Annotated in this window: 12 protein-coding genes, 19 tRNA genes and 3 rRNA genes; 2 read left to right on the forward strand and 32 right to left on the reverse strand. The window is 38.7% G+C overall.

All coding sequences use genetic code 11. The features are described from left to right. Nucleotides 1–38: 38 nt before the first annotated feature. The 27 genes from MHI39_RS23185 to MHI39_RS23315 all read right to left on the reverse strand — a co-directional run bounded on the left by MHI39_RS23185 (nt 39) and on the right by MHI39_RS23315 (nt 12,735). The gene (locus tag MHI39_RS23185; protein ID WP_259548174.1) at nt 39–626 is read right to left on the reverse strand and encodes a GNAT family N-acetyltransferase; all 588 of its coding nucleotides are present in this window, start codon (nt 624–626) and stop codon (nt 39–41) included. After that, nucleotides 627–1,520, reverse strand: coding sequence for an aminoglycoside phosphotransferase family protein (locus MHI39_RS23190; RefSeq protein ID WP_342540314.1), 894 nt, complete (start codon nt 1,518–1,520; stop codon nt 627–629). 129 nt (nt 1,521–1,649) lie between these two features. Further along, the gene (locus tag MHI39_RS23195) at nt 1,650–2,867 is read right to left on the reverse strand and encodes an MFS transporter (RefSeq protein ID WP_342540315.1); all 1,218 of its coding nucleotides are present in this window, start codon (nt 2,865–2,867) and stop codon (nt 1,650–1,652) included. 112 nt (nt 2,868–2,979) lie between these two features. After that, nucleotides 2,980–3,582 (reverse strand): TetR/AcrR family transcriptional regulator, encoded by a 603-nt coding sequence (locus tag MHI39_RS23200; RefSeq protein WP_251339105.1) that lies wholly within the window; start codon nt 3,580–3,582, stop codon nt 2,980–2,982. Between the two features lie 157 nt (nt 3,583–3,739). Next, nucleotides 3,740–3,814 (reverse strand) — tRNA-Asn (locus tag MHI39_RS23205). Nucleotides 3,815–3,832: 18 nt separating this feature from the next. Then, nucleotides 3,833–3,909: transfer RNA gene (locus MHI39_RS23210), tRNA-Ile, on the reverse strand. Nucleotides 3,910–3,920: 11 nt separating this feature from the next. Further along, nucleotides 3,921–3,994: transfer RNA gene (locus MHI39_RS23215), tRNA-Gly, on the reverse strand. A gap of 19 nt (nt 3,995–4,013) precedes the next feature. Continuing rightward, nucleotides 4,014–4,089, reverse strand: a tRNA-His gene (locus MHI39_RS23220). Between the two features lie 2 nt (nt 4,090–4,091). After that, a tRNA-Trp gene (locus MHI39_RS23225) sits at nt 4,092–4,165 on the reverse strand. A 10-nt stretch (nt 4,166–4,175) separates the two neighbouring features. Further along, a tRNA-Tyr gene (locus tag MHI39_RS23230) sits at nt 4,176–4,260 on the reverse strand. A gap of 23 nt (nt 4,261–4,283) precedes the next feature. Next, a tRNA-Asp gene (locus MHI39_RS23235) sits at nt 4,284–4,360 on the reverse strand. A 29-nt stretch (nt 4,361–4,389) separates the two neighbouring features. Then, nucleotides 4,390–4,463 (reverse strand) — tRNA-Met (locus tag MHI39_RS23240). A gap of 168 nt (nt 4,464–4,631) precedes the next feature. Beyond that, nucleotides 4,632–4,724, reverse strand: a tRNA-Ser gene (locus MHI39_RS23245). A 9-nt stretch (nt 4,725–4,733) separates the two neighbouring features. Continuing rightward, a tRNA-Ile gene (locus MHI39_RS23250) sits at nt 4,734–4,810 on the reverse strand. Between the two features lie 4 nt (nt 4,811–4,814). Further along, nucleotides 4,815–4,891: transfer RNA gene (locus MHI39_RS23255), tRNA-Met, on the reverse strand. A gap of 18 nt (nt 4,892–4,909) precedes the next feature. Then, nucleotides 4,910–4,985: transfer RNA gene (locus MHI39_RS23260), tRNA-Ala, on the reverse strand. A gap of 10 nt (nt 4,986–4,995) precedes the next feature. Continuing rightward, a tRNA-Pro gene (locus MHI39_RS23265) sits at nt 4,996–5,072 on the reverse strand. A 4-nt stretch (nt 5,073–5,076) separates the two neighbouring features. Next, a tRNA-Arg gene (locus MHI39_RS23270) sits at nt 5,077–5,153 on the reverse strand. Between the two features lie 84 nt (nt 5,154–5,237). Next, a tRNA-Leu gene (locus MHI39_RS23275) sits at nt 5,238–5,323 on the reverse strand. Nucleotides 5,324–5,333: 10 nt separating this feature from the next. Further along, nucleotides 5,334–5,408: transfer RNA gene (locus MHI39_RS23280), tRNA-Gly, on the reverse strand. 24 nt (nt 5,409–5,432) lie between these two features. Then, a tRNA-Lys gene (locus MHI39_RS23285) sits at nt 5,433–5,505 on the reverse strand. 151 nt (nt 5,506–5,656) lie between these two features. Continuing rightward, nucleotides 5,657–5,732 (reverse strand) — tRNA-Val (locus MHI39_RS23290). A gap of 19 nt (nt 5,733–5,751) precedes the next feature. Beyond that, nucleotides 5,752–5,826, reverse strand: a tRNA-Glu gene (locus MHI39_RS23295). A gap of 59 nt (nt 5,827–5,885) precedes the next feature. Further along, a 5S ribosomal RNA gene (rrf, locus tag MHI39_RS23300) occupies nt 5,886–6,002 on the reverse strand. Between the two features lie 74 nt (nt 6,003–6,076). Next, nucleotides 6,077–9,059 (reverse strand): 23S ribosomal RNA (locus tag MHI39_RS23305). 421 nt (nt 9,060–9,480) lie between these two features. Further along, a 16S ribosomal RNA gene (locus MHI39_RS23310) occupies nt 9,481–11,033 on the reverse strand. Together the 16S, 23S and 5S rRNA genes with 19 tRNA genes alongside form the textbook arrangement of a ribosomal RNA operon. A 406-nt stretch (nt 11,034–11,439) precedes the next feature. After that, a complete protein-coding gene (locus tag MHI39_RS23315; protein ID WP_278891895.1) occupies nt 11,440–12,735 on the reverse strand; it encodes an MFS transporter in 1,296 nt (431 codons plus the stop codon). A 118-nt stretch (nt 12,736–12,853) separates the two neighbouring features. Here MHI39_RS23315 and MHI39_RS23320 point away from each other — a divergent pair, with 118 nt between their 5' ends. Then, the gene (locus MHI39_RS23320; RefSeq protein WP_342540316.1) at nt 12,854–14,110 is read left to right on the forward strand and encodes a helix-turn-helix transcriptional regulator; all 1,257 of its coding nucleotides are present in this window, start codon (nt 12,854–12,856) and stop codon (nt 14,108–14,110) included. A gap of 67 nt (nt 14,111–14,177) precedes the next feature. On the opposite strand, the gene MHI39_RS23325 is transcribed toward MHI39_RS23320, so the two are convergent. Together MHI39_RS23325 and MHI39_RS23330 are read right to left on the reverse strand one after the other, a co-directional pair. After that, a complete protein-coding gene (locus tag MHI39_RS23325; protein ID WP_259548181.1) occupies nt 14,178–15,167 on the reverse strand; it encodes an ornithine cyclodeaminase family protein in 990 nt (329 codons plus the stop codon). Between the two features lie 67 nt (nt 15,168–15,234). Next, a complete protein-coding gene (locus tag MHI39_RS23330) occupies nt 15,235–16,521 on the reverse strand; it encodes an MFS transporter (protein WP_342540317.1) in 1,287 nt (428 codons plus the stop codon). A 150-nt stretch (nt 16,522–16,671) separates the two neighbouring features. Between MHI39_RS23330 and MHI39_RS23335 the strand changes: the two genes are divergently transcribed. Further along, entirely contained in the window at nt 16,672–17,061 is a 390-nt protein-coding gene (locus MHI39_RS23335) for an SLAP domain-containing protein (RefSeq protein WP_071975421.1), read from the forward strand. A gap of 84 nt (nt 17,062–17,145) precedes the next feature. Here the strand turns inward: MHI39_RS23335 and MHI39_RS23340 are convergent, their stop codons facing one another. The 3 genes from MHI39_RS23340 to MHI39_RS23350 all read right to left on the reverse strand — a co-directional run bounded on the left by MHI39_RS23340 (nt 17,146) and on the right by MHI39_RS23350 (nt 23,898). Next, nucleotides 17,146–18,117, reverse strand: a complete 972-nt coding sequence (locus MHI39_RS23340) for a proline dehydrogenase family protein (RefSeq protein WP_058004580.1) — start codon at nt 18,115–18,117, stop codon at nt 17,146–17,148. Between the two features lie 395 nt (nt 18,118–18,512). Beyond that, a complete protein-coding gene (locus MHI39_RS23345; protein WP_342540318.1) occupies nt 18,513–18,677 on the reverse strand; it encodes an anti-repressor SinI family protein in 165 nt (54 codons plus the stop codon). 523 nt (nt 18,678–19,200) lie between these two features. Then, nucleotides 19,201–23,898, reverse strand: coding sequence for a collagen binding domain-containing protein (locus MHI39_RS23350; RefSeq protein WP_342540319.1), 4,698 nt, complete (start codon nt 23,896–23,898; stop codon nt 19,201–19,203). Nucleotides 23,899–23,903 lie beyond the last annotated feature (5 nt).

Here is a 23,903-nt window from a genome sequence, read left to right on the forward strand (position 1 = left end):
ATTTAGTATAATGAAAGAGATGGATTAATTTAAACCGTTTATATTGATTTCCCTATACTCTCTTTATGATAATTCCTTTTTAAGATACTATAAATCTCAATATCTATAATGCCTTTACCTGACCAAATCGTTGCTTCCCTTAGTAATCCCTCTTTTAGAAAACCGTTTTTTAACAATACCTTTTTTGATGCATCATTTAACGGCATCACATCCGCTTGAATTCTATTCACATCTACCTCATTGAATAGAAACTCCACTACTTTACTTACAGCTGCTGATGCAATCCCTTTCCCCCAATAGTCTTCTGCTAAATAGTAGCCGATTGTCACCATATTGATTTTTTGATTAAAATCAAATGCTTCTACAATTCCAACTAATTTATATTCAGAACGTGTAACAATTCCCCACTTTATTCTTTTCTTATTATTAAAATCGCGCTCAAAATGACTAATCATTTTTTTTACGGTTGCTTTATTATGTTTTGGGATAATTCCACAAAATTCAAAAACCTGCTCATTGTTATATATAGCAAACACGTCATCAAGATGATCCTCTTCAATTTTTAACAATGAAATTTCATCTGCTATCAAAATAGGAAATTCATTAAAAATTTTTTCTATATTCATTTATCCCTCGTTCCTTTCTATATATGTATAAAAAAAAGTTTTATTAAGATAAGGGTTATATTTTATTATTCTTTGAACCTTGTCTAAAGTATTATTGCGGATAGGGATTCTATTTTTTCTATATAATAATAACCATCTTATACAAGCTATTGCTTCAAATAACTCTTCTTCATCCTGACTAATAGAATTTTCCGATATATAAGCTGAACGAAATAATGAAGCATGTTTTTCTGATATCGCATAAATTTTTAATAGAAATACACTCCATGCAAAATCATATCTTTTATCCCCTAATTGAGCATTTGTCCAATCTATAACTGTAAATCTTCCCGTTTCTTCTACGATATTTTCAAAATGATAATCTCCATGAATGAACTCACTCTGTGTTATTTGCGCTTTTTTAACCAACTGGATTAATAATTGACTAAGATCCAGGTATTCCTCAATCCCGGAAAAAAAATAATCGATAAATTGATACTTTGGTAGATTAACATTTTTAATTTGATATGGAGAAATCCAATGTATTTTTGATAGAATCCGTGCCATTTCAGTGATGTTTTTGCTACTAAATGTTTGAAAAGACAGTCCATCATATGTTGTTAATAATACTTTATTTCCTTTTCTATCCACTCCCCATGCTAATGGCTTTGAAACAGGAACCTCTCTTTGAGTAAGCACATGCAATAAATGATATTGAAGTTGAACATTTGGTTTAGATTCCCTATTCCATACTTTAAGTACAAATTGATTGCCTTGATGAATAATTTTGGCTACTTCTGCTTCATATCCAGAATTCATCGATTGAACGTATAAAGTTTCCTTACCGGATAAAAGTTTATCCATTTCCCTATTATTTTTTTCTTTCCAATCAATCAGCTGGAGTAGATTTCCCATCTCATTTCTCCTTCCTTAGTTCCTACATACTACATAGTCACCCATATTCGATATAATTACGAAAATATCCTGTGAATAAAATAAAAAAGACTCAGTAATACAACTGAATCTTTTAAAAAAATATCTATGTTAACTTTTCCTTAGTTTAACTTGGGTATTGATGCTATCAACCTTTCTTGCGGCCCGGATGGACAAAACAAAACAGGCAAAAAGAAAGATAAAAGCTGAAACATATGGATAATTAACATTCATATCAAATAGGAAACCAGCCACTATTGGACCCATAATATTCCCTAGACTTGTGTAAGCGGAGTTTAATCCAGCTACATATCCTTGTTGATCCTGAGCCATTTTCGACATCTGTGTTCCAATGGCAGGTCGTAAAATATCAATTGACAGGAACACAATGAAAGTAACTACAACAATTAGCCAATACTTATGCACAAATAAGGTTGATAATACAAATAGACTAGCTATAATTAAACAAGATGAAATAACTTTCCTCTCTCCAAAGCGATTTAGCATCCATCCGAATATAGTCATTTGTACTACTGCACCTGAGATAGATCCGAATGTTATAATAAACGCAATATCTTTCGGTGAAAACCCAAACTTTTGATCAACAAACAATCCAAAAACCGTTTCGTAGTTAGCTAAACCGAACGACATAACAAACACGATAATTAAACTTAAAAAATATGGCTCCTTATAGGAGTGAAGCAATTGACTGATTAAACTTTGTTTATTTGTTTGAATAGACTGTGCTAATTCAGATTCTTTTTTAATATTAGATTCTGGTAATACGAGTAAAGTAATAATCGCCGCAACCACACCCGCAACTGCTGCAGCAAAGAATGGTACGCGAATCCCAAATTCAGCTATATAGCCACCAATTCCTGGTCCAATAATAAATCCAGTAGTTATAGCAGCATTAATAAAGCCCATACCTTTCGCTCTCTCTTTAGTAGATGTTACATCCGCTGCGTATGCCATAACAGACGGCATAATTAATGCGGCACCGATTCCTCCTAGCATTCTAGAAGCGAATAGAAGAAATGATGAATTAGCTACTCCAAATATCCATTCAGAAACAGCAAAAATGATCATTCCAGCAATAATAATCTTTTTTCTGCCTATTGAATCTGATAGTTTCCCACCAAATGGAGAGAAGATAAGCTGGGTGAGAGAAAAAGCTGCAACAAGCAATCCTACGATGCTCCCATTAATATGTAGCTCGATCATATAAGTTGGCATTATAGGTATAACAAGACCAATTCCCGTAAAAATTAAAAATATATTTAGCATAAGAAGCAATATAGCTCCCCTATTTCTGAACAATAATGACATAAATAACCTCCTCATGAACTTAGAAATACTGAACGTTCATTCTATATTAAATTACAGGATTACCCTTACCTGGTCTATGCAAGATCCTTCCAGGTGTAATCCCTCACTTATTTTATCTATTAGAGCTTGTTGATATTCCAAATAAAAATACATTAAATGCTAATTTATATAAAGTTAATGCCTCCTCAACTGTTGACTTTCTTGACATCTGGCTTAGACCAATTAATAAGCTTTCTAGAATAATAGCGAGACTTTCTACGTCTTCTTTTCTAAATTCACCACTATCTATCCCTTGCTGAATTAATTTTTGATTAAATTTCAAATGTCCCATTACCATCTCTGCAATTCGTTCTTCAATCTCACCAGTCTTTTCTTCATTATTAAAAAACTCATCAGCTGCTTTTGTAAGTGGGTGATTCAAATCATCAAGAACCATTTGTTCGGCCATCCCAAAAAGTTTTTCCTTCGTTGTTTTATATAATGATTCTTTTTCTACCCATTTCTGTTCCCACTCTTTATCCCATTCATCTAATAAATATAAAAATAATCCTTCCTTACTTTTAAAGTGGTAATATATATTCCCTTTACTACTCCCGGTAGCTTCAACAATATCTTCAATTGAAGTGGCTTTATATCCTTTATTAGCAAAAAGATTCCTTGCAGCATCTGCTACACGCTTTTTGGTTTGTTCACTTTGGATTTTCTTTTTATTCAACTATTTCAACTCCAATGCCAATATTAACATTAATACTGAACGTTCATTCTGTATATTAACAAAAATAAATAACCTTTTCAAGCTAGGCTATTTTGACCATGTTACTATTCAATATACAAAAAAAGAGCTAATGCGCTCTTGAAATCTTTTATAAAAATGGCTCCGCAGGTAGGATTCGAACCTACGACCGATCGGTTAACAGCCGATAGCTCTACCACTGAGCTACTGCGGAATATATAAATATAAAAAATGGTGGGCCTAAATGGACTCGAACCATCGACCTCACGCTTATCAGGCGTGCGCTCTAACCAGCTGAGCTATAGGCCCTTTATGTATTTTGGAGCGGGTGATGAGAATCGAACTCACGACAACAGCTTGGAAGGCTGTAGTTTTACCACTAAACTACACCCGCAATATTCATTCATTAAGTATGGGGCGGATGATGGGAATCGAACCCACGAATGTCGGAACCACAATCCGATGCGTTAACCACTTCGCCACATCCGCCATGGCAGGGGCAGTAGGAATCGAACCCACACTGAAGGTTTTGGAGACCTTAGTTCTACCTTTAAACTATGCCCCTATATTATATATGGTGGAGGGGGACGGATTCGAACCGCCGAACCCTGAGGGAGCGGATTTACAGTCCGCCGCGTTTAGCCACTTCGCTACCCCTCCATATTAATCTTTGCATAAATTAATGGCGGTCCGGACGGGACTCGAACCCGCGACCTCCTGCGTGACAGGCAGGCATTCTAACCAACTGAACTACCGGACCAAATTTCTTTCAAGTTTACTTGAAAATGATTGCGGAGGCAGGATTTGAACCTGCGACCTTCGGGTTATGAGCCCGACGAGCTACCAGACTGCTCCACCCCGCGACGATATTATAAAAAGTTTTTTAATCCAATCTTACTATCAACTGTCCCGATTTCAGTATGCCTGTTCTAGTAGCAGCTCAATCGGTACAACTCGCAGTTGTTCGATGAAGTAACGCTCGTTGCTCCACCCCGCGATGATAATATAAAAAGTTTTCAAAGGAATATTTATGGCGGAGGAAGAGGGATTCGAACCCCCGCGCGGTGTAACCCGCCTGTCGGTTTTCAAGACCGATCCCTTCAGCCAGACTTGGGTATTCCTCCAATTATATATGGTGGACCTTGTAGGACTCGAACCTACGACCGGACGGTTATGAGCCGTCTGCTCTAACCAGCTGAGCTAAAGGTCCTCTATGGTAGCGGCGGAGGGGATCGAACCCACGACCTCACGGGTATGAACCGTACGCTCTAGCCAGCTGAGCTACGCCGCCATAGTATATTTTAGATATTGGTGGAGCCTAGCGGGATCGAACCGCTGACCTCCTGCGTGCAAAGCAGGCGCTCTCCCAGCTGAGCTAAGGCCCCAATTATATAATGGTCGGGAAGACAGGATTCGAACCTGCGACCCCATGGTCCCAAACCATGTGCTCTACCAAGCTGAGCTACTTCCCGTTCATGGCGCGCCCGAGAGGAGTCGAACCCCTAACCTTTTGATCCGTAGTCAAACGCTCTATCCAATTGAGCTACGGGCGCATGATTTATATCGTAAGATATTTTATGGAAGGATCTTTTGCTGCGCAAAAATCCTTAAATCTTTTACTTCGTAAAAATTTCTAGTGCCGAGGACCGGAATCGAACCGGTACGGTAGTCACCTACCGCAGGATTTTAAGTCCTGTGCGTCTGCCAGTTCCGCCACCCCGGCAAGGGTTGTTTGGAGCGGAAGACGGGATTCGAACCCGCGACCCCCACCTTGGCAAGGTGGTGTTCTACCACTGAACTACTTCCGCAAATTGAATCAAAGCAAACTTTGATGAGCCATGAAGGACTCGAACCTTCGACCCTCTGATTAAAAGTCAGATGCTCTACCAACTGAGCTAATGGCTCATAATAAAATGATTGATCGTGTAGTCTATAATTTTAAATATAAAGGCTCGTACATTTATATTGTAAATTATTTATTCCGACTTTTCAAACGTCAAAAAAATCCAACTATTTTATTACACAAAAAATATTGCACCACTATCAAAATAATTAATGGTGGAGGATGACGGGATCGAACCGCCGACCCCCTGCTTGTAAGGCAGGTGCTCTCCCAGCTGAGCTAATCCTCCAATATAAAAATTTATTTAATGGTGACCCGTACGGGATTCGAACCCGTGTTACCGCCGTGAAAGGGCGGTGTCTTAACCGCTTGACCAACGGGCCACATTTGCAGAATTTGCTAATATAGTTTAGAAAAATAATAGCCCCAATTTAGGGGCATCGCCTGGCAACGTCCTACTCTTGCAGGGGGAGAGCCCCCAACTACCATCGGCGCTAAGAAGCTTAACTTCCGTGTTCGGGATGGGAACGGGTGTGACCTTCTTGCCATAGTTACCAGACTATATTTTGTTAAGGGTTTATTCCCTCAAAACTAGATATATCAAGAAGTAACGGTTCATAACCTCAAATCTATTTGGTTAAGTCTTCGATCTATTAGTATTCGTCAGCTCCATGTGTCGCCACACTTCCACCTCGAACCTATCAACCTGATCATCTTTCAGGGATCTTATTTAGATAAACTAAGGGAAATCTCATCTTGAGGGGGGCTTCATGCTTAGATGCTTTCAGCACTTATCCCTTCCGCACATAGCTACCCAGCGATGCCTTTGGCAAGACAACTGGTACACCAGCGGTGCGTCCATCCCGGTCCTCTCGTACTAAGGACAGCTCCTCTCAAATTTCCTACGCCCACGACGGATAGGGACCGAACTGTCTCACGACGTTCTGAACCCAGCTCGCGTACCGCTTTAATGGGCGAACAGCCCAACCCTTGGGACCGACTACAGCCCCAGGATGCGATGAGCCGACATCGAGGTGCCAAACCTCCCCGTCGATGTGGACTCTTGGGGGAGATAAGCCTGTTATCCCCGGGGTAGCTTTTATCCGTTGAGCGATGGCCCTTCCATGCGGAACCACCGGATCACTAAGCCCGACTTTCGTCCCTGCTCGACTTGTAGGTCTCGCAGTCAAGCTCCCTTGTGCCTTTACACTCTGCGAATGATTTCCAACCATTCTGAGGGAACCTTTGGGCGCCTCCGTTACCTTTTAGGAGGCGACCGCCCCAGTCAAACTGCCTGCCTGACACTGTCTCCCACCCCGATTCAGGGGTGCGGGTTAGAATTTCAATACAGCCAGGGTAGTATCCCACCGATGCCTCCACCGAAGCTGGCGCTCCGGTTTCAAAGGCTCCTACCTATCCTGTACAAGCTGTACCAAAATTCAATATCAAGCTGCAGTAAAGCTCCACGGGGTCTTTCCGTCCTGTCGCGGGTAACCTGCATCTTCACAGGTACTATAATTTCACCGAGTCTCTCGTTGAGACAGTGCCCAGATCGTTGCGCCTTTCGTGCGGGTCAGAACTTACCTGACAAGGAATTTCGCTACCTTAGGACCGTTATAGTTACGGCCGCCGTTTACTGGGGCTTCAATTCAAAGCTTCGTCTTGCGACTAACCTCTCCTCTTAACCTTCCAGCACCGGGCAGGCGTCAGCCCCTATACTTCGCCTTACGGCTTCGCAGAGACCTGTGTTTTTGCTAAACAGTCGCCTGGGCCTATTCACTGCGGCTCTCTCGGGCTTGCACCCTAACAGAGCACCCCTTCTCCCGAAGTTACGGGGTCATTTTGCCGAGTTCCTTAACGAGAGTTCTCTCGCTCACCTTAGGATTCTCTCCTCGCCTACCTGTGTCGGTTTGCGGTACGGGCACCTTTCACCTCACTAGAGGATTTTCTAGGCAGTGTGGAATCAGGAACTTCGGTACTAAATTTCCCTCGCCATCACAGCTCAAGGTACATGGTGACGGGATTTGCCTCGTCACCCCTCTAACTGCTTGGACGCACTATTCCAGCAGTGCGCTTACCCTATCCTCCTGCGTCCCCCCATCGTTCAAACGGTGAAGAGGTGGTACAGGAATATCAACCTGTTGTCCATCGCCTACGCCTTTCGGCCTCGGCTTAGGTCCCGACTAACCCTGAGCGGACGAGCCTTCCTCAGGAAACCTTAGGCATTCGGTGGAAGGGATTCTCACCCTTCTTTCGCTACTCATACCGGCATTCTCACTTCTAAGCGCTCCACCAGTCCTTACGGTCTAGCTTCGCAGCCCTTAGAACGCTCTCCTACCACGGACATCCAGCATTTTTCCGAAGGAAAAGATGCATAGGTGTCCATCCACAGCTTCGGTGATACGTTTAGCCCCGGTACATTTTCGGCGCAGAGTCACTCGACCAGTGAGCTATTACGCACTCTTTAAATGGTGGCTGCTTCTAAGCCAACATCCTGGTTGTCTAAGCAACTCCACATCCTTTTCCACTTAACGTATACTTTGGGACCTTAGCTGGTGGTCTGGGCTGTTTCCCTCTTGACTACGGATCTTATCACTCGCAGTCTGACTCCTAAGGATAAGTCATTGGCATTCGGAGTTTGTCTGAATTCGGTAACCCGATGAGGGCCCCTAGTCCAAACAGTGCTCTACCTCCAAGACTCTTACCTTAAGGCTAGCCCTAAAGCTATTTCGGAGAGAACCAGCTATCTCCAAGTTCGATTGGAATTTCTCCGCTACCCACACCTCATCCCCGCACTTTTCAACGTGCGTGGGTTCGGGCCTCCAGTAAGTGTTACCTTACCTTCACCCTGGACATGGGTAGATCACCTGGTTTCGGGTCTACGACCTCATACTCTATCGCCCTATTCAGACTCGCTTTCGCTGCGGCTCCGCCTCTTCAGCTTAACCTTGCATGAAATCGTAACTCGCCGGTTCATTCTACAAAAGGCACGCTATCACCCGGCGTTTTTCCGAAGGAAAATACGCACAGGGCTCTAACTACTTGTAGGCACACGGTTTCAGGTTCTCTTTCACTCCCCTCCCGGGGTGCTTTTCACCTTTCCCTCACGGTACTGGTTCACTATCGGTCACTAGGGAGTATTTAGCCTTGGGAGATGGTCCTCCCTGCTTCCGACGGGATTTCACGTGTCCCGCCGTACTCAGGATCCACTCTGGAGGGAACGAAGTTTCAACTACAGGGTTGTTACCTTCTTTGACGGGCCTTTCCAGACCTCTTCATTTACTCCGTTCCTTTGTAACTCCGTATAGAGTGTCCTACAACCCCAAGAGGCAAGCCTCTTGGTTTGGGCTTCTTCCGTTTCGCTCGCCGCTACTCAGGAAATCGCAATTGCTTTCTCTTCCTCCGGGTACTTAGATGTTTCAGTTCCCCGGGTCTGCCTTCCTTACTCTATGTATTCAAGTAAGGATACTACCCCATTACGGGCAGTGGGTTCCCCCATTCGGAAATCTCCGGATCAAAGCTCGCTTACAGCTCCCCGAAGCATATCGGTGTTAGTCCCGTCCTTCATCGGCTCCTAGTGCCAAGGCATTCACCGTGCGCCCTTACTAACTTAACCTACGGCCAATGATAAGCTTCGAATCTCTTCGTCAACTCACTCATTCGCATCCTCACGTATGTGTAATACGCTGCGGTGCTCCTTCGTTCGTTTCCTCGATCTTCTCGCTTCTCCTTGCCCTTTCAGTTTAAAAACTACTTAATGGATTCATCCATAAAGTGGCGATTCTCGGTTATTACTTGGTTACTTCTTATATATCTAGTTTTCAAGGAACAATCCGGCGAATGATAAGCTTCGAATCTCTTCGTCAGCGCACTCACTCACATCCTCACGTATGTTTATACGTTCCGGTGCTCGTTCGCTTGCTTCCTCGACCTTCTCGCTTCTAATTCACCTCTATTAAACTGAAAGGATTAACCTTTCAAAACTGAACAAAACAGAAGACGTCTGAACCACGTAAGTGGTTTTCCATATTCCTTAGAAAGGAGGTGATCCAGCCGCACCTTCCGATACGGCTACCTTGTTACGACTTCACCCCAATCATCTGTCCCACCTTCGGCGGCTGGCTCCAAAAGGTTACCTCACCGACTTCGGGTGTTACAAACTCTCGTGGTGTGACGGGCGGTGTGTACAAGGCCCGGGAACGTATTCACCGCGGCATGCTGATCCGCGATTACTAGCGATTCCGGCTTCATGTAGGCGAGTTGCAGCCTACAATCCGAACTGAGAATGGTTTTATGGGATTGGCTAAACCTCGCGGTCTTGCAGCCCTTTGTACCATCCATTGTAGCACGTGTGTAGCCCAGGTCATAAGGGGCATGATGATTTGACGTCATCCCCACCTTCCTCCGGTTTGTCACCGGCAGTCACCTTAGAGTGCCCAACTGAATGCTGGCAACTAAGGTCAAGGGTTGCGCTCGTTGCGGGACTTAACCCAACATCTCACGACACGAGCTGACGACAACCATGCACCACCTGTCACTCCTGTCCCCGAAGGGAAATCCCTATCTCTAGGGAGGTCAAGAGGATGTCAAGACCTGGTAAGGTTCTTCGCGTTGCTTCGAATTAAACCACATGCTCCACCGCTTGTGCGGGCCCCCGTCAATTCCTTTGAGTTTCAGCCTTGCGGCCGTACTCCCCAGGCGGAGTGCTTAATGCGTTAGCTGCAGCACTAAAGGGCGGAAACCCTCTAACACTTAGCACTCATCGTTTACGGCGTGGACTACCAGGGTATCTAATCCTGTTCGCTCCCCACGCTTTCGCGCCTCAGCGTCAGTTACAGACCAGAGAGTCGCCTTCGCCACTGGTGTTCCTCCACATCTCTACGCATTTCACCGCTACACGTGGAATTCCACTCTCCTCTTCTGCACTCAAGTCTCCCAGTTTCCAATGGCCGCTTGCGGTTGAGCCGCAAGATTTCACATCAGACTTAAGAAACCGCCTGCGCGCGCTTTACGCCCAATAATTCCGGACAACGCTTGCCACCTACGTATTACCGCGGCTGCTGGCACGTAGTTAGCCGTGGCTTTCTGGTTAGGTACCGTCAAGGTACCGCCCTATTCGAACGATACTTGTTCTTCCCTAACAACAGAGTTTTACGATCCGAAAACCTTCATCACTCACGCGGCGTTGCTCCGTCAGACTTTCGTCCATTGCGGAAGATTCCCTACTGCTGCCTCCCGTAGGAGTCTGGGCCGTGTCTCAGTCCCAGTGTGGCCGATCACCCTCTCAAGTCGGCTACGCATCGTCGCCTTGGTGAGCCGTTACCTCACCAACTAGCTAATGCGCCGCGGGTCCATCTGTAAGTGATAGCCGGAGCCATCTTTCAATTCTTCTTCATGCGAAGAAAAAAGTTATCCGGTATTAGCCCCGGTTTCCCGGAGTTATCCCAGTCTTACAGGCAGGTTACCCACGTGTTACTCACCCGTCCGCCGCTAACTCTCAGGGAGCAAGCTCCCATCAAGTTCGCTCGACTTGCATGTATTAGGCACGCCGCCAGTGTTCGTCCTGAGCCAGGATCAAACTCTCCAAAAAGATGTTTGATATAGCTCTTATAAATAAAAGTAATTCATTGACGTTTCGTTTTGTTCAGTTTTCAAAGATCAATCATTAACGCAGGATTTCATTTTATCATTCAATCTCTTTGTTGTCAATTGTTTTTTTGAAATAATTTATTCCGCTGAACCAGCGACATTTATAAATTATACTACTATTATTTCATTATGTCAACATCTTTTTTTAAAAGATTAATATAGTACTAGAAATCACTTTTTCTAATCAAACTATCTTAACGACTTTTACTATATTACTATTACATTTTACTCCTGTCAATACTTTTTAATAATATTATATTCTGCTCATCGACAAAGAATATTATTTAAAATATGTAAGGATAAAATCGGAGTTATCGATAGGATCGATAACTCCGATTTCCATTTTCTTATGAAACAGCTCTAGCTTTCCCTTTTACATGTTTTATCAATTCAGGATGTGCTTTCTTTATTATAGATGGTCGAGCCAAAATAAGAACCACACTAATTAAAAGAAAGCTTGATAAAATCAAGACCCATTGAGCCGGAAAAATATCATATAAAAAACCATAAAGAACCATTCCTAATGGCATCAAGGCCATTGCCATTGTTTCAAGGATCGAAAAAACACGCCCTTTATAATCATCATCTATTTTCTTTTGCAACATCACTTGGATTGGCGTATTAACAGTAATCATCAAAGAGCCAAAACAAAACATAATCATTACATAATAGAGGACCATAAAGCCATATGTCATGGAGATTAGTAACGGCAAGGCAATGGAACTTAAAACTATACCCATTCCAATAATTCCTCTTTTAGATGTCAGAAGTGGAAATTTCACTTCTTTTCCTATTGAAAAATATATTGAGAGTAATAGCATTCCAATCGCAAATGCTCCTTGTGTAAAACCGAAGTGCTGTGATACGATTTTTAACTTTTCAATAAGTATAAATGAATATCCCACTTCATATGCACCAAATAAAAAGTTAATAAGTAATGATATCCAAATAATTGTCATGATAATAGGCTGTAATTTTAAATAATGAATTCCTGCTTTCATACTTTGCAATAGGGGTTCCTTCGTGCTTCCGTCTACTTTCGTCTTTCGTTTTGCAAAAAGATTAAAATTCATCGTTGCTTCAAGGAGAACTGCGATAAATGAAGCAATCAAATAAATAATAAGAAAAACTGGCATTGAAACACTTCCATATAATAATCCTCCTACTGCAGGACTTCCAATAGAAGCAAAGGAAACAGATATTTGATTCAATGACATTGCTTTCTGAATCCTCGCCTCATCAACAAGGCCTGTAATAGACGAGGTAAATGTTACTCCGGAGAAGGTTGAAGTGATTGATAAAATACAGGTTGTAGTATAGATGGCTATCAATGATAATCCAGAGGTTAAACTGATAAATAGAAGCCCACCAATAGCAAGTGTAGTAGCTATTTGAGATGTAATGATTATAATTTTACGTGAGTAATTATCAGCAACATATCCAATAAAAGGTGCTGCCAATGTCCGCGGTAGTATATTACATAATAGATTTGTAGCAAAGCTAGTAGCTGAGCCAGTTAATTGTAGAATATAAAAGCTAATGGCAAACGAATACACCTGTGCCCCGAATGTCGAAATTAGTTTACTAACCGTGAATGTCCATAAATGATATGTTGCTCTCTGCAGTTTGATCCGATCCTCCATAAATATCCCCCATTTGTTTAATTTAATTAAACAAATCATATCATGATCACACTTCCATTTCAATCTAAAGTTTAATATAATTAAACTTATTATCAACTTAGGAGTGTATAAATAAAATATGTTAGGTGAACGAATAAGAAAGTTAAGAAAGCAAAAAAAGATGACACTGGAATCTCTTGCAGGTGAAGGATTAACTAAAGGGATGCTCAGCCTAATTGAAAATAATAAAGCGAAACCTTCAATTGAAAGTCTTGCCTATATAGCTGAAAGACTTGAAGTTGAGACAGCAGATTTATTGGAAGAACTGAGTGTACATGAACTAAGAGAGATCCTTGAGCAAGCAGAAACTCTATACAATAGGAAAACTGAAGATTTGCCTAACAAATATATTCAGTTGATCGAGCTAATTGAACCCTATATCCCAAATTTAAATCAAGGATATGAGTCAGCACGATTATTAGATATTTACTGCCGATGTCTTTATTTTAACAAGAGGGATGACTGGCAAAGTTTTTCTGAAAAAGCAGCACAAATGTACGATCAAATAAACCTTACTGGAAGACGAGCAAATTTAGGCATTTTTCGTTCAATGGTAAAATTCACTGAACATGATTACAGACAATCTTTAAAAATTCTGCTAAATGAAAGAAAGATACTTGAAACTCAGCATGCGTATATCGATCCAATGACAATGCTTGATCTTGATTATCATGAAGCCATATTACATTTTGCTGTGGAAGATTTAAATACTGCCACAAAGGTCATGGAAAGAGCCATTCAAATCTCAAAAAAATATAGAACATTTTATCGTATAGATGATTTATATCGATTAGCTTCCGCACATGCAATGATGTCAAATAATAAGGAGAGAATAAATTATTATTTAATGAAGTTAAAACAATATGGAGATTTTGCAGATGATATTCAATCCATTTTATCGCATGATTTAGTGATGCTAATATATCTTATTAAAGAAAGAAAAGACTATACAAAGGTACTAGATCTTATAGAAAGGCATATGTCTAATGAAGAGGTATTAGAAAGCTTTGGACCATGGATGTACCTCGCAAAGGGTGAGGCCATGTACGGTTTCGGTCGTTACCGGGAAGCCATTGATTGGTTGGACAAAGTTGAAGTCCCATCGCATACCCATCACCCGTTTGACTTGGCCATCTTCTATGAAAAGGATTCATACAAAGCTCTTTGCTATATCCATTTAAAAAAATGGGATCAAGCGCTGCTGAGTGCAAACCAAGCTATGGAGAACTTTAATGAACTACCCAATTCTCCATTCAAAGAATTTAGTTTGCAAACATTAAAATTTGTTCAAGCAGAAGCTAACAAACATAATGAAAAACTCGATGATAACAAATAGGCTTCATCGAGTTTTCCTTACTTTATAAAAACCTAATTAACATTAACAGGTACATCGCACAAAGAACTCATATATCTACTTGTGTTCCAATACCTTTACTTACCGCTTTTTCATATACATTTGCAGCAACAGCAAGATCAAAATAGGCAATTCCCACGGATTTAAAAAAAGTAATTTCTTCATCAGTTTCTCTACCAGTAGCATCCCTTGAAACCAAATCACCAAGTTCACCATGCAATTCTGAGAAGCTCCAAAGACCAGCTCTGTCCGGAATAATAAAGTCGCCAGCTTCCGTCCTTGATCCCTCAAGAGTATCAACTACGATTTTTGAGCACTTTAATAGGGTATTAACATCTACTTCTTGCATATGAGGAAGGTAGGATCCCACACCATTTATATGAGTGCCTGGTTTTAATACTTCACCTAAGAAAACTGGAGTTTCTGAACGAGTACTACAAATAATAATATCAGATTTTGATACAGCTTCATTTACATCCTCCACTACTGAAACTGTTCCTTTATACCATGGGCTTATATCCTTTATTTTTTCTGCAAATTGTTCTGCCTTTATTTTTGTTCGGTTAAAAAGATAAACTTCCTTAATATTTCTAACGAAAAGAATTGCTTGAAGCTGGCTCTCTACCATTGCACCGCAGCCAATTAAGGTCACTGTTGATGCCGTTTCCTTTGCCAGGTATTTTGTTGCAATTCCACTTACTGCTCCAGTTCGAAGCCTTGTTAAATAGGAAGCGTTTAAGCAAGCTAATGGCTCACCGCTATTTGTATCATTTAATAGGATAACACCTTGTGTTGTACTCTTACCCTTAGATGGATTATGCGGAAAAATTGTTACAATCTTAACAGCTGCTTTTCCTATTGGATCCATTGCACTTGGCATATAGAGTGCAGAAGCATGTTTCGTTGGAAACTCAATTACTGTTCGTTCTGGATTGATAATTTTTCCTTTTTTATAAAACAATAATGCTTCTTCTAAATCTTGAATAGCGTCTTCCATAGAATACAAGGTTCGTATTTCTTTTTCTGATAATATAAGCATGGGATACCTTCTTTCTAAAGAGAACGTTAACTATAAAAATAACGTATTTGAGATCCTTTTCATTTTCCTAAGCTGCCTCAGTGTCCAATTCTTCATTTTTACGATCACGTACCGACCATATAGCAATCAGTGAAATAATCGAAGCTAATATAATATATAGTGCCACCGGTACGTATGAATTGTTATATGCTTTTAATAATGCAGTTGCAACAAGTGGAGCTGTACCTCCTGCCACCGCGGCTCCAATTTGATACCCTAAGGTAATTCCTGTATATCGGACATTGGATTTAAAGATTTCAGAAAACATTGTCCCAAGTACAGCTGTAATTGGTGCCCATATAATCCCTAAACCTAACACTGTTGCTACAGTCAGCAAGACAGCTGAATGCTGGTGAATTAACCAAAAGTACGGAAAAGCATATATAATCATCAAACAAGTTCCGATTACATAAAGTTTTTTTCGTCCAAACGTATCTGATAGCCTCCCCATATATGGGATTAGTATTGTTGTAATGATCGTAGCTAAGGTAACAGCATTTAATGTTACTGTTCGAGAATAACCTAATTGTGTCGTTGCATAGGAAACGATAAACGTTCCAAAAATATAGAATGGCGCTGTCTCAACTACCTTTGCTCCGACGGCGATTAATACTTCCTTCCAATGTGTTCGAATGGTTTCAATGAAAGGAATTTTTGCAATTTCCCCTTTTTCCTGAGCCTTCCTGAATGAAGGGGTTTCATCGATCCCTTTACGAATCCATAATCCAAAAAATACTAACAAAGCACTCAAAAGAAATGGAACACGCCACCCCCACGTCATAAAAGAATTTTCCGGAAGTAGGGTCATTATTGATAAGGCTAAGGTACCGAGTAACATTCCAATTGTTACCCCCATTTGAGGGATACTTCCAAAAAATCCTCGTTTATTTTTTGGAGCATACTCTACAGCAAGAAGCAGTGCTCCTCCCCACTCCCCACCTAATCCTAAACCTTGGATAAGTCGTAAAATGATTAATAATATTGGGGCAGTAACACCGATCGTACTATAGGTTGGGAGCAATCCCATGAGTACAGTGCCACCACCCATTAATGAAAGAGTTAGGACCAGTGTTTTTTTTCTTCCTATTCTATCTCCAATATGACTAAAAATAATTCCTCCAAGCGGTCGAATAAAAAAAGATAATGCAAAAGAAGCATAGGCCAACATTAAACCGACAGTCGGATCCTCACTATGAAAAAATAATTCATTAAATACTAACGCGGCTACTGTTCCATACAAAAAATAGTCAAACCATTCAATTGAACTTCCTACTAAACTTGCAACAAGAATCTTTTTTGATATCCTCTTTTCCACTATACCCCTCCTTTTTTTTTTTGCAATAATTATAATTGACAGTAAATTCTGTGTAAAGTGTGTGAACTTAACTAAACTTAATATTTCTGCTTATGATATCCCGCCTCTATTATGTTAATATAAGGATACTTATAAGAAAGAGGTGCCAATATGCAAAAGCTAATGTTTGAATCTGCATGGGATAAAACACTATCTACCAAGGATCGCAATTATATAGAACAAATTTTTGTTAGTACAAGTATGAATAGTAGAGAAGACATTCAATTCACTCCCATATGGCAAGCAATAAATCATAAAAGTGAGCTACTCATAACTGTTCTCGTACATAACTTTAGCGAATATCCATTTTCATTTCATAATAAAAACTTGCAATATATTGAAAATAATCACCTCATTGCGGAGCATACTTTTCAGCAGCCAATACCGATCGTGGAACAACAAACAAGTATGCCATGGACATTTATTTTCCCTGTACTAAGTATAAAAAGCAGTCCATCCATGAAAGATGGCACACTAGAAATCGTCGAAAACCTAAATTGAATATTTCTAAACACAAAAAAGAGCCTAATTCCCCTTAGGAATCGGACTCTTCGAAATTATTTTAATAATATTTTTTAGTTTTGATTACTTTTTCTTCTTAGATAATCTTCCAAGTAAAAATGCGCCTGCAGCAACACCGATTACGGTGTTTGTTTTTTTATTAAATACTTGTTTAACGACAAGATTTAAATTCTGTGGTCTTTCCGCAAGACGTCTCATAAAATAACCGTACCAGTCATTACCAAAAGGAACATAAGTACAGAAATTATAGCCTTCACTTGCTAGTTGTAATTGAAGGTCTTTTCTAAATCCATATAGCATTTGAAATTCAAATTTATCATTAGGAATTTGATTTGCCTTAACAAATTTTTTAACATGGTTAATTATATTATGATCATGGGTAGCAATTGATGTAAATTTACCATGCAATAAATGATATTCAATTAATTTAATAAAGTTTTTATCAATATCTTTTTTATCTTGATATGCATAATCCTCAGGCTCTTTGTATGCTCCTTTAACAATACGCAGACGGTAATTTTTATATTTTTGAATATCTTCCTCTGCTCGATAAAAGTAAGCCTGAATGACCGTTCCTACATTAGTATATTTACTAGAAAGCTCATCTAAAATATCGAAAGATGGTTGAAGATGTCCATGGTCCTCCATATCAATATTGACATGAATGTCATAATCACTAGCTTTAGCGACAATCTCTTCTAGGTTATTTAAACAAAATGTATAATCTATATCCAACCCTAATTGTGTTGGTTTCAAAGAAATATGTGCATCAACTTTATTATCATGAATGGCTTCAATAACTGCGATGATTTGTTCTTTTGCTGCAGTCGCCTCTTCTTTTTGATAAACGAATTCACCTAAGTTATCAACCGTACAAGAGATTCCGTGAGCGTTTAACTCCTTAATACTCTTGATTGTCTCCTCTATATTCGTCCCCGCTACGACATTTTGTGCTCCCAGTTTTAACCCATACTTTTTAGCTGCACTATTCAGAAATTGATTTTGGGATAAACCAATAAAAAGATCTTTCAACATAGCGATTACTCCTTACTAATATATGATTTTTTTGTATATAAGGCTCTTTTCTTAAACCTGTTGCAATTAGTAATATAGTAGAGATGTACTGTTTAATACTAGGTAATTTTGTGAATTGCTGAAAAAAAGAGAACGTAACCTAAGAGTTAATCTATATTTGAAAAGCAACAAAATTTTAACCATTCAGATGAAAATAGCCTGATATTATTATAGCATATTTTTTCGAAAACGCTATCATTCTCCAAATTTTGCATGATTTTGTCGAATAATATTAAAATGCAATAAAAAAAGCTATTAACCTTGGTTTTAGTCAATAGCTCCTTAAGATAACAACCATATTAATTTACTATAAAGCACTCTATACATTTATTAATCTCTATCCTTCTTAAGTAAAATTAGTTATTTCTTATATGGTCCTTATTTTCTTTTTCTTGATTTAGGTACAAATACTTTGATAGGGATTTTTGTTGAAAGAACCTGGATATTTCCTCTATAGACAATCCTAATTGCTTAGCCTCTAATAACATGCTTACCCAATCTTTATCTAATTTTTCCTTCATTCCTATCCATTCCTCCCGCTACTTCATATTTTCTCCACCCTCTTATCTTTATACCCCTTTAAGCAAATCTGGTGATAGGTTACCATAGGCTTCTGAACAATTTCTGTATAATCAGTCCATTTATTATAAAAAAAGAAAATAATGGTAAATTCATATTTAAAAAAAGTTGTTTTCGTTTTTTTGAGAACCGTTCTTTTAAGTGTGCAGCTCTTTTTTCCAGTAAAATAAAGGATACCCATATTTTTCCATTAGGCTCTTTTCTCAAACATTATTGCTATTTAAGTAAAGTTAAAACTAATAATTATCTACTGAGGATGGCTACTAAGAAAAGAGCTGCAATCACCATAAAAGCCGGTAATTGGGCTTTTACAAAAGCAACAGACTATACGAAAACAGCCTTTCATTAAAACTTTACCTATAGCAATAATGTAGAAAAAAAGCCTAGGGGCATTTTTCAGACCATTAATAATCAAAAATAAAAAGCTATTGAAACATAAAATCGAATCAATAGCCTTTTATTCTCTTACATTTGCTTATTTTTTCTTCTGTATCCCATGATCAATATCCCTAATACAATTAAAGTGATTCCAAAAAGAAGTGGTTTCGTTCTAACTTCTTCACCAGTTAATGGCAAGGTTTTACCTATATCTGAATCATTTAATTTTCCTGAAGTACTTGGATGCCCCGAGTTATTCGGATTACCTGAGTTGTTAGGTTTTCCTGAATTGCTTGGATCCCCTGGTTTGCTTGGATCTTCCGGTTTACTTGGATCTCCTGGTTTGCTTGGATTCCCTGGTTTGCTTGGATCTTCCGGTTTACTTGGATCTCCTGGCTTGCTTGGATCCCCTGGTTTGCTTGGATCTTCCGGTTTACTTGGATCTTCCGGTTTACTTGGATCTCCTGGCTTGCTTGGATCCCCTGGTTTGCTTGGATCTTCCGGTTTACTTGGATCTCCTGGTTTGCTTGGATCCCCTGGTTTGCTTGGATCTTCCGGTTTACTTGGATCTCCTGGATCAATCGGGCCACCTGGATTAGTAGGTTGGTGCTTATTTGTTTTTATTAGCTGCAGGACACTAATTTGATCCTTTTCAATGATAAACTCAACTGGTGTCTTATCAACTAAATAACCAGGAGGAGCTGTTACCTCAATTAATTGATAATGACCTGGAGTAAGTTTTTCTACATAAATTTCTCCATTTTCATCTGTTTTTAATTGTTCTTTTCCTTCTATTACTGTGTATTTATCAGCAGCGTTCTCTTTAAACAATAATTTAAAAACTGCATCCTTTAATACAATTAGTGGATTACTTGCATCTACCTTTTTCAGCTTAAATGCATGTATTAGCTTATTGTTTTCGATCGTTGTTTGAGTTTTTTCTTTATCAACTTTGATAACAAAATCCGTTTTGCTGTCGATTAAGTAGCCTTCAGGTGATTTCACTTCTTTTATTGTATATTGATCGAATGGCAGATTTTCTATAATTGCTTTACCATCCACATCGGTAATTACTGAAGCAATTTTCTCATTTTGGCTATTATACAGTTCGAATTCTGCGCCTTCTAAAGGTTTTTTATTTGCTGAATCAACCTTAATAATAGTGAGTTCTCCAATGCCTCTCTTGTTTTCCTTCTTTACTTCAACAATAGAAGTTTGATTTTTAGTAATTGAAAATGAAACAGGCTGATTATCATGCAAGTAATATTCCGGAGCCTTCGTTTCAACAAACTGGTACTCACCTGGCTCGAGATTATTAACAATGATTTTTCCTTCATCATTCGTTGTATGTGTACTAATTGTCTTAAAATCAGTTCCATCCTTACGTTGAAGTTCGAATTCAGCTCCTTGGAGTTTGATATCCGGATGTTCTTTATCTTGCTTTATTAACTCGACAGCTTGGATGATTTTCTCATTTGTAATTGTTTCCACTTGTGATTCTTGAGTAATTTCAATTTTTTTCGTATCATTAATCCCTATCACATATCCCTCTGGCGCTTTGTCTTCTTTTAATAAATAGCTTCCGTAAAGTAATTTTTCAAATTTAACTACACCATCACTGCCAGTCGTGACAGTATCAATAATCGCTCCACTATCTTTGTCAATTAAAGTAAATGTAGCACCTTCCAATAACTTATTTTCATCCTCAGCATCAACTTTCTTAACGGTGAGACTTCCAACTTTACCTTCACCTTCACCGGATCCAGTCGTTCTTTTCACTACAAGCGATTTTTCTGATTTAGTATTTTCTGTTGTTAATTGATCACCAGTAAAGTTTATTTCATTGTTAATAGTATCTCCTACTTTCGCCAAAATAAGAGATTGATATTCAAGTATATATGGTATATCAATTGCATTCGGAAAACTAATCTCAAAATACTCTTCCCCTTTTTCGTTCATTAAGAAGCTAAGAGTATAATCCTTCCCTTGTTCTAATTCCTTCCCTTTTGCAACCTCCCCATTTTCACTAACAGTTGTCGAATATAAGTGAAAGGATTGCTTTAAAAGTGATTGATTAGGACTTGGATGATCTATTAATTTGCCATTAGTCACATACGATTGGCTAAAGTTAATATTTACATTCCAATTAATAATTTTCCCGTTTTGTTCTCCCAATTTTTTCGTATACTCGCCACCATATGGAATCGATACACTGGCATCTAGCTTGGTTACTTTTGTATTGTTATCAAGAACAATAGCTGTATTTGAATAATTATTCTTAATCTGCTGACCTTCAAGACTTGTTTGATAGGTGATTAAATATGGAGAATCAATTTCTTTTGTAAAGGTAACGGTAATTTCCTTTCTTTCTGGATTCCAATTAATTTTATAGTCAACATTTTCTATTAGCTCTTTGACTTCCGTCCCATTTTCTTCACCTGTTAATTTCATTTTAAATACGGTCAGTGAATCTTCAATAAATTGTTGGTTATCCAATATGGTATCAACTACTTTTGGCTCTGTAATTGTTTTAAGATTGTAGTTCACACCGATATTCCAAGTGATTTTTTTATCTTCTGCATTATACGATCCATTTTTAAATCCATTAGATTGCGTATACGTATCAGGCTTGAATGTTGCGGTTGCTTTCTTCTCATGTACTGATCCTTCGGAATCCTTCCATACAAGGTAAACGCTATTTTCTAAGTAGTTCTTACTTTGATCCTCTCGTTCCTCATAGTTAAACTTTATTTGATATTCGATGCTAACTGGTTGATCGATCTCATTTGTAAACGTAATAACAAACTTATCTTTATCATTATTTTTTAATTGATAATCTTTATTTTCTTCCAATACTTCCTGATCGATTTTAATTGTTAGTGTCTCTGGTAATAAAGTTAACCCTTTGTTTGTAAATTGGTCAGTTAACTCAATCTCCTTCATTGGTTTGCAATCGTTATTAAAGTTAATTTTCCACGTCGCTGTTTTATCTTTATAATCAGCTTTTACAAATGACTTAAACAGGATTTGTTGTGAAATTGTTTGTTTTCCTGTTGATGTATGGATTCCTGTTGTTACTGTATTTGTAATATCTTCACTATTAAATATTCGGTCCTTTGCTTTCGTTTGATAGACAATTTTGTAGGCAGATTTGATATCTTGATTAAATCTTAGTTCAAACCCATTTTTTCCATTTTCCGTCTTATGTTGCACAGAATAGGTATCTTTACCAACAGGATCTCCTTCTTTCTCCTTACCGTCCTTATCAATTATTACATTTTTCACTTCAAAAGTATTTTCAATAAAGTCCTGTGTTCCATTGAAAAAGTCTGTTAGTACTGCATTCTCCTTAGAAATTAACTTTTCATTATAGTTATACTTAATTTCCCATGTGATGGTCTGAGTTGCCGGGTTATATTTTATGGATTTTTTCTCTAGTGGAGTCCCTCTTTTTACACCTACTGTCGCACTAGCTTTCTGCTCGGAGAAATTTTCCCCTGATAATATAGCCTCATTACTAAAGCTATTTTTATCCTGGTTAATGATCTTTGTTCTATAAATCACACGATAGGCAGATTTGATGTTTCCTAATGAGAGCTTAAAATCCTTGTTATCATCTATTTTTTCTAGGTGTATCTCTGTTTCTTCCTCACCTTGAGTGACACTACCATCTAATTTAGTTATAAGCTTGTACACTTTCAAAGAGTCCCTATCTAGCTCTTGTCCCTCCTGAATCGGATCAGTTAGAATAGCATTCTTAATCTCTGCAAGGTTTTTATTAAAATCAACCGTCCATTCAATGCTTTCAGTATTATATTCTTTATTCGGAATCCCTTTTTTATCTATCGTAGAACCATTTGATTGAAAATCAACAGGGATATCAATAGAGTCTTTTCCCTGAATTGGGGTCACTTTAACGATTCGATCCTCTGTCACAGTGATCGTTTCATTAATTCTTGTTAACACCTCTAACTTTCCCTTAATATTCGAGTGATTTTCAATAAACTCATTAAAAACAATGGTAGCTGCCCCATTCATATCAACACTAAAATTCCCAATTTCAACCTCTCCAAATTTAATTGGAACATTATTAATACTTTCATAAACCTTTAACTCTTCAGGCAGTTGAAAATGAAATGTGGCACCATTTTTATATCCATGCCCATTTGGAATCTCCCATGTATACACTACAGAAATAATCGATTCACGGTTAACACGATCAACTTCTTCATTATTACTATTATAAAAAGTTAAATCTGCACTAGTAAGAATATTTTGCGTTATTTCCGTCTGTTCAATAACCGAATTAGGCTCCTGATGTTCTTGTTCTTCCTGTGGTTCTTGAACCTCTTCCTTTAATGCATCCTCTTTTTCTTCACTAGTTGGTATAGGCTCTTCCACGATTATAGTCCCAGCTACTTCAATCGTCCCTACTCCATTTTTCTCTTGTTTCGGTAAAATTGTCACTTGAATAGAACCATCAGGGTTAATTACGTACGTACCAATAGATTCTCCATCAATTAATAGGTCACCGGATTGTGCTTCCTCTACTTTGATACCTTCTGGAAGGGAAAACTCAAAGTATTCTTCCTTATCACTTCCATTAGAAACATACGCCCAATTTAACTGTACTTTACCCTTCGATTCGTCCGATGGGTCCATCTCTACTTCTCCTATATTTAGAGAAAACGATTGCTGACCACTATTTGCACTTGCAGCTATTGGGCTAATGAAGCTTTGAATGATTAACATAACCATTAGTATACTAATACCAATTTTTTTCATAGTAA

Origin of the sequence: Heyndrickxia sp. FSL K6-6286, assembly GCF_038630395.1 — a bacterium.
In the GTDB taxonomy this organism is placed as follows: domain Bacteria; phylum Bacillota; class Bacilli; order Bacillales; family Bacillaceae_C; genus Heyndrickxia; species Heyndrickxia oleronia.

Coding starts and splice junctions, on each gene's coding strand:
- MHI39_RS23185 (WP_259548174.1), bottom strand. CDS start 626: ATGAATATAGAAAAAATTTTTAATGAATTTCCTATTTTGATAGCAGAT.
- MHI39_RS23190 (WP_342540314.1), bottom strand. CDS start 1,520: ATGGGAAATCTACTCCAGCTGATTGATTGGAAAGAAAAAAATAATAGG.
- MHI39_RS23195 (WP_342540315.1), bottom strand. CDS start 2,867: ATGTCATTATTGTTCAGAAATAGGGGAGCTATATTGCTTCTTATGCTA.
- MHI39_RS23315 (WP_278891895.1), bottom strand. CDS start 12,735: ATGGAGGATCGGATCAAACTGCAGAGAGCAACATATCATTTATGGACA.
- MHI39_RS23320 (WP_342540316.1), top strand. CDS start 12,854: ATGTTAGGTGAACGAATAAGAAAGTTAAGAAAGCAAAAAAAGATGACA.
- MHI39_RS23325 (WP_259548181.1), bottom strand. CDS start 15,167: ATGCTTATATTATCAGAAAAAGAAATACGAACCTTGTATTCTATGGAA.
- MHI39_RS23335 (WP_071975421.1), top strand. CDS start 16,672: ATGCAAAAGCTAATGTTTGAATCTGCATGGGATAAAACACTATCTACC.
- MHI39_RS23340 (WP_058004580.1), bottom strand. CDS start 18,117: ATGTTGAAAGATCTTTTTATTGGTTTATCCCAAAATCAATTTCTGAAT.
- MHI39_RS23345 (WP_342540318.1), bottom strand. CDS start 18,677: ATGAAGGAAAAATTAGATAAAGATTGGGTAAGCATGTTATTAGAGGCT.
- MHI39_RS23350 (WP_342540319.1), bottom strand. CDS start 23,898: ATGAAAAAAATTGGTATTAGTATACTAATGGTTATGTTAATCATTCAA.